Here is an 11590-nt window from a genome sequence, read left to right as displayed (position 1 = left end):
TCGGCCGCGGTCCGGGTCTGCGGGCGTAGCGTAGGAGCTTCCTCGAAGAATTACACGGTGACCGCTCCCACTGATGCGCAACGACACGCTGCTCGTCCTGTCCCATGCTGATCCACGATCGACCACACCGGCGGGCCTAGGCTGAGAACCATGGGTGACTTCAACGCGCTTGTGGCGCGCGGTAACGACGACGGCGGCATCGACCTGGCGAGCGAGGCCGTGGACATCGGCGCCCTGCCCGAGGGTGAGGTGACGATCGCGGTCGACTATTCGAGCGTCAACTTCAAGGACGCCTTGGCGGTGACCCCGAGGGGCGGGGTGGCGCGGGAGTACCCGCTGATCCCGGGCATCGATCTCACCGGAACAGTGCGTGCGAGTTCGTCGCCCGAGTTCGCGGTAGGTGACCAGGTGGTCGCGCACGGTCGCGATATCGGCACCGGGCGCCATGGCGGCTATGCCGAGCTCGCCGTGGTGCCCGCAGACCTCGTGGTGAAGCTCGCCGGGCTCACCACCGCCGAGGTCGGCACCATCGGTACGGCCGGCTACACCGCGGCGATGAGCGTGGAACGCATTGTGGCGCACGGCATCACGCCCGCCGACGGGCCGATCTTGGTGACCGGCGCCAGCGGCGGCGTGGGCAGCGTCAGCGTCGATCTGCTGGCGGCGGCGGGCTACGAAGTGGTCGCGTCCACCGGCAAGGAGTCGGCACACGACCTACTGCGGGAGCTGGGTGCCGCTCAGGTGATCGGCCGCGTTCCCGAAGCGGGGGAGAAGGTGCGGGCCCTCGGCAAGACGCAGTGGGCTGCCGCCGTCGATTGCGTCGGCGGCACCACCCTCGCCTACGTGGCGAGCACGCTGCGGTACGAGGGCATCGTCGCCGCGTCCGGGCTGGCCGGCAGCGCCGATCTGCCGACTACCGTCCATCCCTTCATCCTGCGCGGGGTGACGTTGGCGGGCATCGATTCGGTGCAGCAGCCGAGCGCGCGGCGCCGTGCATTGTGGGCGCGACTCGGCACCGACATTAAGCCGCGACACCTCGACGCGATCACCACCCAGATCGACGTCGCGAGCCTGCCCGGCACCCTGACCGACATTCTGTCGGGATCGGTGACCGGGCGGACTCGCGTACGGGTGGCCGGCGGCTTCTGACGCCGATGGTCAGCCGGCGCGCACGGCAGCTTCCACACGGGCGCCCAAGTCGGCGTCGACATTGCGCCAGTACTCGAAGGCGCGCGCGAGCACCGGTTCACTGACTCCTGCGAGTAGGTGCCCGGCGATGTTGGAGACCAAGCGCTCACGTTCGTCGTCGCCGAGCACGTCACGGACCAGCGTGCCCGCCTGACCCCAGTCATCGTCGTCCGCCCGCAGCGAGTACGCCTCGCGGACCAGGGCGCCGTCGGTCTCCCACTGCGGTTCGGGCTGACCGGCGTAGTCCGCGGCGGGACCACCCTTGGAGTTCGGAGCGTAGACCGGATCAGCGGTCAGGTCGATGCGCATCGCACCGTCCTTGGAATAGCTGTGCACCGGGTTCCGAGGGCGGTTCACCGGGATCTGCTGGTAATTCGCGCCGATCCGAGCACGGTGCGCGTCGGGATAGGAGAAGACGCGGCCGAGCAGCATCTTGTCGGGGCTGAATCCGATGCCGGGCACCACGTTGCTCGGCGCGAACGCAGCCTGCTCGATCTGCGAATGATGGTCGGTGGGATTGGTGTGCAGGGTCATTCTGCCCACCTCCACCAGCGGGTAGTCCGCGTGCGGCCACACCTTGGTCAGGTCGAACGGGTTGAACCGGTACGTCTTGGCGTCTTCGTAGGGCATCAGCTGCACGTGCAGGGTCCAACTCGGGTGATGCCCAGCTGCGATCGACTCGAACAGGTCGCGCGTGTAGTGGTCGCCGTCGGTCATGGCATACCGGTCGGCTTCCTCGGCGGTCAGATTCTCGACGCCCTGATCGGTCTTGAAGTGGTACTTGACCCAGTGTTTGACACCCTCGGCGTTGACCCACAGGTAGGTGTGCGAGCTGTAGCCGTTCATGTGCCGCCAGGTCGACGGCGTACCGCGATCGCCCATGAGCCAGGTGACCTGGTGCGCGCTCTCCGGCGTCAGCGTCCAGAAGTCCCACTGCATGTCGTGATCGCGCAGATTGTTGTCGGCACGACGCTTCTGGGAGCGGATGAAGTGTTGGAATTTCAGCGGGTCGCGGAGAAAGAATACCGGCGTGTTGTTGCCGACCATGTCGTACACGCCCTCGTCGGTGTAGAACTTCAACGCGAATCCGCGCGGATCTCGCCACGTGTCCGGGCTGCCGCGCTCGCCGGCGACCGAGGAGAAGCGGGCCACCATCTCGGTCTTCACGCCCGGTTGGAAGAGCGCCGCACAGGTATAGGCAGAAACGTCCCGGAGGGTTTCGAAGGTGCCGAATGCGCCGCTGCCCTTGGCGTGCGGCTGACGCTCGGGAATTCGTTCACGATTGAATTGCGCCATCTGCTCGATCAAATAGTGATCGTGAAGAACGATGGGCCCATCGGGTCCCACGCTGAGCGAATTCTGATCGCTCCCGGCGGGTGCACCCGAGTCAGTGGTGGTGATTGGACGATCGGTCATCATTATCGCCTCCCAGCCTCGACTCAAGTTGACTCGACTTCTGTGCGAGCTATTGGGATCTAGAGCCGAACAAGGCCTGATGCCATTGTGCGTTGCCTTTGTGGAATGTCAACCAGAACGCCACCGACTCAGTCGAAGGTCAAGCGAACCTTGGTGGCGGTCCGCTCGTCCATCGCGAGATAGCTTTCAGCCGCTCGCTCAATGGGCAGCGTGAGATCGAAGACGACCCCGGGATCGATCTGATCGCTCATGATCAACTCGATCAGCTGGGGGAGGAAGCGGCGCACCGGGGCGGGGCCGCCGTGCAGGTGCACCGTCGCTCCGAAGAGTTTGCCGCCGTCGAGGGTGACGCCGTGCGAGACGCCGACGAAGCCGACGTGGCCACCGGGGCGGGTGGAGTCGATCGCCTGCTGCATGGCCTCGTCGGTGCCGACCGCTTCGATCACCGAATGGGCGCCGTAGCCGCCGGTCATCTCCTTGATCCGGGCCACGCCGTCGGCGCCGCGTTCTTCGACGATGTCGGTGGCGCCGAACCGGCGGGCCAGCGCTTGGCGGTCGGCGTGCCGGGACATGGCGATGATGCGGTCGGCGCCGAGTTCCTTGGCGGCCAGTACGCCCAGCACACCGACCGCGCCGTCGCCGACCACGGCCACCGTCTTGCCGGGTCCGGCCTCGGCGGCGACGGCTGCGAACCAGCCGGTGCCCAGGACGTCGGAGGCCGCGAGCAGACTCGCGTTCTGTGCCGCGGTGCGTTCGGCGGGAATCTTCACCAGGGTGCCCGCGGCCCACGGGATCAGCGCCTTTTCGGCCTGCGTCCCGATGCCGCCCATCATCACCTGGTGGCGGCAGCGCGACTGGTAACCGGCCTGGCAGATCTCGCAGGTGTTGTCCGAGGCGACGAAGGAGCCGACCACGTGGTCGCCCTCCGCGAGATCGGTCACGGCGTCGCCGATCTGCTCGACGACGCCGAGGTACTCGTGCCCCATGCGTGCGGGCTCGGTGATCCTGTTGAAGCCGCGATACGGCCACAGATCCGACCCGCAGATGCATGTGTCGGTGACCCGAATGATCGCGTCCGTCGGGCGGGTGAGCGTGGGTTCGGCAACGTCGTCGATCCGCACGTCGCCGGGTCCGTACATCATCACTGCGCGCATGGTTTCGACCCTACTGACTCGGATCGCTCCTCGCCGGGCTGCGGCGAGCCTAGGGTTGCGAGGTGGACACAGGTCGCGCGGCACTGCGAGGGAGACGGCGATGAGTTCGGTGTTTCGGGCGCTCTGGAATCTGCCCGACCCCTTGGACGACGGTGAGCAGAGTTGGGACCGGGAGGCTCGCGACGGTGAGACCGTGACGCAGCGTCTCGACCGCAATTGGTCGATCCTGATACAGGAACTGCGTGTGCTCCAGACCGGTGTTCAGGTGTTGGCCGGCTTCCTCCTGATCGTGCCGTTCCAGTCACGATTCGACGTACTCGACGGGCCCGAAGTGGTGATCTACCTCGTGACGGTCGGGTTCGCGGTGGCGGCCGTCGCCTTTCTGCTCGCGCCGATCGCCATGCACCGGGTGCTGTTCCGGCAGCACGAGATGCGCACCATCATCGCCACCACCCATCGCGAGGCTGTGGTCGGCCTGATCTGCCTGGCCGTCGCCCTCGCCGGTGCCGCGGCGATCGTCGTGCTCGCGACGACGAACTCGGGGTGGGGGGCCGGACTCGCCGCAGGCGTGCTCGGCCTACTCCTGGTGTGGTTGTGGATCTGGCTGCCGCTGCGGACGCTCGTGCGGATTCGCTCGAGCGACCCCGGCGCCGGGCCGAGTTAGCGCGACTGGCCGGCGTACTCAGAGTTCGGCCGCATATCGATAGCGCTGGCCACCCGGTTGGTCATGTTGTAGAACGCTGCGGTGGAAGAGATGTCCCAGATGTCGCGGTCGCTGAACCCGACGTCACGCAGTCGCTGCCGGTCGGTCTCCTCCATCTTCGCCGGGGTCTCGGTGAGCTTCTCGGAGAACTCCAGCATGACCCGCTGGCGGTCGTCGAGATCGGCGGCGCGAAAGTTCATCACGAGCTGCTCGCCCAGTGCAGGGTTGCCGGACAGTGCGCGCACCGCGGCACCGTGCGCGGTGAGGCAGTAGTAGCACTTGTTGATCGACGACACGACCACCGCGATCATCTCGCGCTCGAGCTTGGAGAGGCCGGAGTCGCCGAGCATCAGATCGTTGTACATGCCGGTGAACGCGGCGAGCTTGGTCTCGTCGAAGGTGTACGCCTGCAACACATTCGGCACCATGCCGAGCTTCTCCTGGCAGACGTCGAAATAGCGCTGGGTGGCCTCGCTCAGCTCCTGGGCGGGCAGGTCCAGGGCGGTGATCTTCTCCGACACGACGTTCCTCTCCTCGTGGCCGTCGAGGTGGGGGTAGGGGGCGACGGCCCTCTCGCAGCGTAGACGTCCGAGCGCTTGCTCGGTGCTGGTTCAGGTGAGCGCGCCGAGAACCAGGTGCAGCGCGAAGGTGGTGGCCAGGGTGCGCACCATGGTGCGGTCGCCGGGGAAGGTCCGCGTGACGGTGCGGGTCGGCTCACCGTCGATCGCCAAGCCGAAACAGACCGTCCCGACCGGCTTGCCCGGGACCGCGCCGCCGGGTCCGGCGATACCGGTGGTGGAGACGGCCACCGTCGCCCCGGTGCGTGCGCGAGCGCCCTCGGCCATTGCCGACGCGACCGGCTCGCTGACCGCGCCGAGTTCGCCGATCAGCGCGGCCGGCACTCCGAGCACACCGGACTTGACCTCGTTGGCGTAGGAGACGATGCCGCCGAGGACGTACGACGACGATCCCGGCCGGTCGGTGAGGCGTGCGGCAACCAGCCCGCCGGTGCAACTCTCCGCGGTCGCGATGGTGTGCCCGGCGAGCGCGACGGCGAGCAGTTCGTCGAGGGGCGCGCCGTCCGCGGAGAAGATCTGTGCCGAATGCTCTTGGTGGAGAAGGGTTTTCAGCGCGTCGTAGATCGGCTCCTCGGCGGTCGCGAAGCGGGTGTCGATCTCCACCTCGCCCAGCCGCATGCACGTGGTGACTTCCAGGTCGCGGAAGCCGGGCAGGTCGGATTCGGCGCGACGCAGAGTCTGCGCGAGGTCGGCCTCGGACAGGCCGTAGGCGCGGATCTTGCGGTGCTCCACCTCGTCGCCGCGTGCGAGGACGGCGGCGATCGCCGGGACGTCGACGGCGGCGGGCCACATCGCCTGCAGTTCGCGGGGCGGGCCGGGCAGGATCAGGATCGTCGGCCGGTACTGATCGGCGGGGATCGCGACACCCGGCGCGGTGCCGGTCGGCGGAATCGGGCTGGCACCGATCGGGACCAGGGCCTGCTTGGCGATGGCCGCGGTAAGGGCCGGGGCGAGCTCGTGGTCGTCGGCGAACCGCCGCCAGTTCCGGATGATCGTGGTGATGTCGGCTTCCAGGGCGCGGTCGAGGACCAGGTCGCGGCCGCAGAACTCGGCGACGGTGGGCACCGTCAGGTCGTCGGCGGTGGGGCCGAGGCCACCGGTGGTCACGATCAGGTCGACGCCTTCCTCGGTGAGGAAGCGCAACTGCGCGGCCATGTCCTCCGGGCGGTCGCCGCAGATCGTCACGTGCGCCACGTCGAGGCCGTACTCGAGCAGGCGCTCGGCCACCCACGGACCGTTCTGGTCGGAGATCTGGCCGTGCAGGACTTCGGTTCCGGTGACGAGGATGGCGGCGCGAACACTCACGTCGCCCAGCCTAGTGTCCCGCCGGGGCCCTTCAACCGACCTTCGGGGTCGCCCGTTCGACGATGGCGCGGATGTCCAATCCCGCAGGGAGAGTGCCGAAGACGTCGCCGTGGTCGCCGGCCAGGCGGCTCACCGCGAAGGCGTCGGCGACGGCCGGGTGGCCGTAGCGCACCAGGAGTGAACCCTGCAGGACGCGGGCCATGGTGCCGATGAGTCGTCGAGCACCGTATTGCAGGCCGGCGCCGTCGGACAGGTCCATGGCGCCGAACTGCTTCTCCAGATCCGCGACGGCCTCGTCCAGGCGAGCGTCGGTGCCGGCGGCCTGCTTCACCTCGTCGAGGAACACGCCCAGCGTCTCCGGCTGGCGGCCGATGGCGCGCAGCGTGTCGAGGGCGGCGACGTTGCCCGAACCCTCCCAGATCGACATGAGCGGGGCCTCACGGTACAGCCGCGGCATGCGGGAGTCCTCGATGTAGCCGTTGCCGCCGAGACATTCGAGGGCCTCGGCCGCGTGGACCGGACCGCGCTTGCACACGTGGTATTTGGTCACGGCCAGGCTGAGGCGGCGCAGCAGTGCGGCGCGCTCGTCACCGGCGGTGGCGGCGTCGGTCAGGTCGGCCAGCCACAGACCTGCCATGGTGGCGGCCTCGGCCTCCACCGCGAGGTCGGCGAGCACGTTGCCCATCAGCGGCTGCTCGTTGAGGGTGGCGCCGAAGGCACGACGATGCGCGGCGTGATGGGCGGCCTGGGCGACGCCGGTGCGCATGCCGGTCGCGCTGCCGAGGACGCAGTCCAGCCGGGTGAGGTTCACCATCTCCACGATGGTCTTGACGCCTTGGCCCTCCTCGCCGACTGCCCAGCCGACGGTGCCGTCGTACTCCACCTCGCTGCTGGCGTTGGAGTGGTTGCCGAGCTTGTTCTTCAGGCGCTGCAGCGCGAAGCTGTTGCGCGTGCCGTCGGGCAGAACGCGAGGCACGAAGAAGCAGGTCACGCCCGCCGGCGTCTGTGCGAGGGTGAGGAACAGGTCCGACATCGGGGCCGAGGTGAACCACTTGTGGCCGGTGATCGCGTAGCTGCCGTCGGGCTGGGCCACGGCGGTGGTGGTGTTGGCGCGGACGTCCGAGCCGCCCTGCTTCTCGGTCATCGACATGCCGGCGATGAGGCCGCGCTTGGTCAGCGGAGCGCGCAGGCCCGGGTCGTAGGCCGATGTGGTGAGCAGCGGTTCGTAGGCGGCGGCCAGCTCCGGATTCGCGCGCAGCGCCGGGATGGCCGCGTAGGTCATCGAGATCGGGCAGCCGTGGCCGGCGTCGACCTGCGACCACACGCTGCTTGGCGGCGCGCAGTAGGTGGGCGTGGGGGCGGGGATCGGCCCACGGTGCGGCGTGCATGCCGTGCCGCACCGCGGCGTCCATCAGCTGGTGATACGCCGGGGTGTAGCGCACCTCGTCGATCCGATGGCCGTACCGGTCGTGGGTGGTGAGCACCGGCGGGTGCTCTTCGGCGAGGTCGCCGAGCTCGATCATCGCGGCGCTGCCGGCCAGCGTGCCGATGGCGTGCACCTCGGCGATGTCGTCGGCGGTCATCGTCGAGCGCGCGAGGGCCTCGGTGATGACCGGTGCGTCGGCGAGGTCGACGTCGACCAGTTCGGGAACCTGGTTGGTGACTTCGTGGGTGCTCATGCCACCGACTATTACATAACAACATCGTGCGAACAAGGACTGTAATGCTTCGGGCGTGTAGTGTTCGACGACGATGGAAACTCCGCTCGTACCTCCGGTGCCGGCCCGCTCTGCGGTGCTGAGCCTGCTGCTCGGTGCGGATCCGCCGAGCCTGAGCGGGCGCGAGATCGTCGGTGCGATGGGCCTGTTCGGCGTCTCCGAATCGACGACGAGGGTGGCGCTGACCAGGATGGTCGCCGGCGGGGACCTCACGCGCAGCGACGCGGTCTACACGCTGTCCGAGCGGCTCCGGGAACGACAGCGCGCCGTCGAGCCGCCCGAGCAGCGACCCTGGAACGGCGACTGGGAGATGGCGGTGGTGACCGCCGGGAGTCGTACACCGTCCGAACGGGTCGCGCTGCGGGCCGAGATGCGCCGTCAACGGATGGGCGAACTCCGCGAGGGCGTGTGGCTGCGGCCGGCCAACGTGCAGCGCGCATGGTCGGCCTCGGTGCGCCAGGACGTCACGTTCTTCTCGTCGCAGCCCACCGAGGATCCCGGCGCGTTGGCCGGCGAGCTCTGGGATCTGCCCGCATGGTCCGATCGCGCACGCCAGTACCTCGACGCGCTCGCTGCCGTCGAGGATGAGCCGACGCGCTACCGGACGATGGTCGCGGCGGTGCACCATCTGCAGACCGATCCGCTGCTACCGGCGGAACTCCTGCCGCCGCAGTGGCCAGGGGCGGCGTTGGCCGCGGTCTATGCGGACTATCGTGCCTGGTTGAGGACGTTGCCGGAGGGGTTCTTCACACCGACGGGTCGGTGATTCCTGCCTGTGGAAAACGTCCTGGTCCAGGTGCGAGTGCGGCGTTACCGTCACCGCATGAGAAATCACGGGGGACCCGGACACCACTGGAATCAAGCGGAGGCCGCGAGCATTCGCGACGAACTCGCCGACAGCTATCGGCGACTGCGCTCGACAACGGACGGCCGCACCGACGCCGGATCCGCGCGGATTCGCGGGGTACTCGACTCGACGTTGCGGTCCGTCGAGGCAGTCGCGCCGATGTGGCTCACGGAGAACTGCACGGACCTGCTGCGTGGCGAAGTGCCCGTGCCGACTGACGGCGATGACCTGCCGGCGCTCGGTCACCGCGGCCTGGTGCTGCTGGAGAAGTCGCTCTCGCTGACCATCCTCGGCACCGCCGGCCCGCAGGGGCTTGCGCCCATCGACGGCCTGCTGTGGTGGCCCGCCTCGGTCGTCGGCGAGGAACTGATCGACGACGACGAAGCACCGCAGATGCTGATGGTCCACGTGCTGTCCGAGGAGACGACGGCGCTGACGTCACCGTGGCCGCCGTCGATCTGGGCTGACGCCCGGCTCACCGACCTGGGCATGTTCGCGTTGCCGCTGGGCGTCGAGTTCGCGCCGCCGACGGAGGCGGCCGACGATCTGGCCCCGGCCATCGAACTGCTCCTCGGCCTCGGTGCAGCACTGCGCGACGGGCGGCTGATCTTCGAGGCGATCGGCGGCGAGACCCGGTCGGGTCCGGCGCCGCGCACCGTCGCCGTGGTGGTGCCGACCTGACGGCCGACCGATGACTCAGTCGGTCACCCAGTCGACCACTTCGGTCAACGGCGCGCGATCGGTGCGATAGCCGTTGATCGGATGGTCGACGTCGGGGTAGCCGAAGGCGATGCCGCACACGATGGTGCGGTCCTCGCCGAGGCCGAGCTCCCGGCGGAGCACGGTGGGATAGAGGGCGAGTGCGGCCTGCGCGACCGTGCCGACGCCGTGCGCGGCGGCCGCGGTGAGGAAGTTGGCGACGTAGCCGCCGCAGTCCACCGCGCCGTACGCCCCGAGTGCTTCGTCGGAGTGGATGATCGCCACGTGCGGCGCCCCGAAGAACCGGAAGTTCTCCAGCATCTGCGCCTGGCGGCGTCCGTGGTCGTCGCGGGCGATGTCCATCGCGTCGTACAGCTGAAAGCCGCTGGCCCGACGGCGGTCGCGGTGTTCGTTGCGGTACTCGCGCGGGAACGCGATGTCGGCGGCGTCGGCCACCCCGGTCGAGGCCGCGGTGTACACCGCGTTCCGCAGCCGCTCGGTGCCGGCGCCGCTGGTCACGGCCACCTTCCACGACTGGCTGTTGCACCACGACGCGGTCCGCTGCGCGGTGGTCAGAATCTCGGTGATGGTCTCGGCGGGCACTTGGTCGTCGCGGTAGGCGCGGCAGCTGTAGCGAGTGGCGAGCAGGTCGTCGAAGGCCGGCGCGGCGGGCGAGGTGTCGATGGTGGTCACGTCGTCGATCATCTCAGGCGTCGAGTCCCTGGTTGGCGACGGCGATCAGGGCCCGAACCTGATCGGCCTCGATGCCGACGCCGGGAAAGGACGTGAGGCGGCCGATCGGGAAGGAACCGAGCAGCTGGGTCACCATCGGGTCATCGAGGAAGCCGCCGGCCGCGTCGTCCGACGAATCGGACTGCATCGCCGCCAACTGCTCGGCGACGATCGGACCGGCCACCGGGTGCGCCATCACCTCGCCGAGCGAGGACTCCATGGTCAGCGGCAGGCGAAGCTCATCGCCGGTCACCTCGACGGTGGTCGACTGCGCGATGTTGCGGCTCGAGGAACCGACGTCGATCCGGTAGGTGCCGCCCTCGACGGCGAACCGGTCGGCACGCACATCCCAGTAGGCGAGGTCGTCGCGATGGATCATGAGTGGGATCTCGCACGTCATCCCCGCCGGAATCTCCACGGACACAAAGGCTTTCAGCTCTCGGGGCGCGCGGTCGACGATCGACTCGTCGAGCCCGACGTAGGCCTGCACCACCTCGCGCCCGGTCCGGTCGCCGACGTTGGTCACCCGCACCGTGACGATCACCTGGCCGGTCTCGTCGGTCTCGGCAGTCACCGGTTCGTAGGAGAACTCGGTGTACGAGAGGCCGTGGCCGAACGGGTAGGCGACATCGAGTTCGCGCTGGTCGTACCAGCGGTAGCCGACGTAGATGCCTTCGCCGTACCGGACGTGGCCGAGGGCGCCCGGGAAGTTTCCGAACGCCGGGGTGTCCTCCAGTCGCAGCGGGATGGTCTCGGTGAGGCGACCGGACGGGTTCACCGCGCCGGTCAGCACGTCGACGGTGGCGCTGCCGCCGGCCTGACCGAGCAGCCAGGCCTCGACGATGGCCGGCACACTCTCGGCGAAGGGGAGCGTCACCACGGCGCCGTTGGACAGCACCACCACCGTATTCGGGTTCACCGCGAGCACGGCGTCGACCAGATCCAGCTGTGCCGCAGGAAGATTCAGGTGTTCGCGGTCGAATCCTTCGGACTCCTCGGCAGCCGGCAGGCCGACGAACAGAACCGCCACGTCCTGCTGACCGGCGAGTGCCACGGCTTCCTCGAACAGGGCCGCGTCGGCGCCGTCGAAGGTGAAGCCGGGAGCGAACCGAACGCGGTCGCCGAGCTGCGCCACGAACTCGTCGAGCGCGCTGTCGACCTTGGTCGGATTGATGTGCGACGACCCGCCGCCCTGGAATCGCGGGGTGCGGGCGAACTCGCCGATCAGCGCCACCGAGGAGTCCGGGGCG

General features: G+C 68.7%; 10 protein-coding genes and 1 pseudogene. 4 read left to right on the top strand and 7 right to left on the bottom strand.

Features of this window, described 5'->3' with window-relative positions; translation table 11 throughout:
* The first annotated feature begins 150 nt into the window (after positions 1–150).
* Positions 151–1149, top strand: coding sequence for an acrylyl-CoA reductase family protein (locus tag MUG78_RS14760; RefSeq protein WP_246996032.1), 999 nt, complete (start codon positions 151–153; stop codon positions 1147–1149).
* Positions 1150–1158: 9 nt separating this feature from the next.
* Here MUG78_RS14760 and MUG78_RS14755 read toward each other — a convergent pair whose 3' ends face one another.
* A complete protein-coding gene (locus MUG78_RS14755; protein ID WP_372493251.1) occupies positions 1159–2607 on the bottom strand; it encodes a catalase in 1449 nt (482 codons plus the stop codon).
* 125 nt (positions 2608–2732) lie between these two features.
* Complete coding sequence (locus tag MUG78_RS14750; RefSeq protein ID WP_246996028.1) at positions 2733–3758, bottom strand: zinc-binding dehydrogenase; 1026 nt, start codon at positions 3756–3758, stop codon at positions 2733–2735.
* 100 nt (positions 3759–3858) lie between these two features.
* Here MUG78_RS14750 and MUG78_RS14745 point away from each other — a divergent pair, with 100 nt between their 5' ends.
* Positions 3859–4422, top strand: coding sequence for a DUF6328 family protein (locus MUG78_RS14745; RefSeq protein ID WP_246996026.1), 564 nt, complete (start codon positions 3859–3861; stop codon positions 4420–4422).
* On the opposite strand, the gene MUG78_RS14740 is transcribed toward MUG78_RS14745, so the two are convergent.
* The 3 genes and pseudogenes from MUG78_RS14740 to MUG78_RS14730 all read right to left on the bottom strand — a co-directional run bounded on the left by MUG78_RS14740 (position 4419) and on the right by MUG78_RS14730 (position 8023).
* Complete coding sequence (locus MUG78_RS14740; RefSeq protein WP_246996025.1) at positions 4419–4982, bottom strand: peroxidase-related enzyme; 564 nt, start codon at positions 4980–4982, stop codon at positions 4419–4421. The genes MUG78_RS14745 and MUG78_RS14740 overlap by 4 nt on opposite strands.
* 90 nt (positions 4983–5072) lie before the next feature.
* Positions 5073–6344, bottom strand: coding sequence for a competence/damage-inducible protein A (locus tag MUG78_RS14735; RefSeq protein ID WP_246996024.1), 1272 nt, complete (start codon positions 6342–6344; stop codon positions 5073–5075).
* A gap of 31 nt (positions 6345–6375) precedes the next feature.
* Positions 6376–8023, bottom strand: a pseudogene (locus MUG78_RS14730) (acyl-CoA dehydrogenase family protein).
* A 73-nt stretch (positions 8024–8096) separates the two neighbouring features.
* On the opposite strand from MUG78_RS14730, the gene MUG78_RS14725 reads away from it, so the two are divergent.
* The gene (locus MUG78_RS14725; protein WP_246996023.1) at positions 8097–8828 is read left to right on the top strand and encodes a PaaX family transcriptional regulator C-terminal domain-containing protein; all 732 of its coding nucleotides are present in this window, start codon (positions 8097–8099) and stop codon (positions 8826–8828) included.
* Positions 8829–8885: 57 nt separating this feature from the next.
* Positions 8886–9590, top strand: coding sequence for a hypothetical protein (locus tag MUG78_RS14720; RefSeq protein ID WP_246996022.1), 705 nt, complete (start codon positions 8886–8888; stop codon positions 9588–9590).
* 15 nt (positions 9591–9605) lie between these two features.
* Here the strand turns inward: MUG78_RS14720 and MUG78_RS14715 are convergent, their stop codons facing one another.
* Positions 9606–10313: a nitroreductase gene (locus tag MUG78_RS14715; protein WP_246996021.1), complete on the bottom strand. Its 708-nt coding sequence runs from the start codon at positions 10311–10313 to the stop codon at positions 9606–9608.
* 1 nt (position 10314) lies between these two features.
* A complete protein-coding gene (locus MUG78_RS18335; protein ID WP_308221397.1) occupies positions 10315–11574 on the bottom strand; it encodes a glycoside hydrolase family 3 C-terminal domain-containing protein in 1260 nt (419 codons plus the stop codon).
* Positions 11575–11590: the final 16 nt, after the last annotated feature.

The organism is Gordonia alkaliphila, from assembly GCF_023017165.1.
Classification (GTDB): Bacteria; Actinomycetota; Actinomycetes; order Mycobacteriales; family Mycobacteriaceae; genus Gordonia; species Gordonia alkaliphila.
The sequence above is the reverse complement of the archived record's forward strand: the minus strand, read 5'-3'. Positions and strand labels throughout refer to the sequence as shown.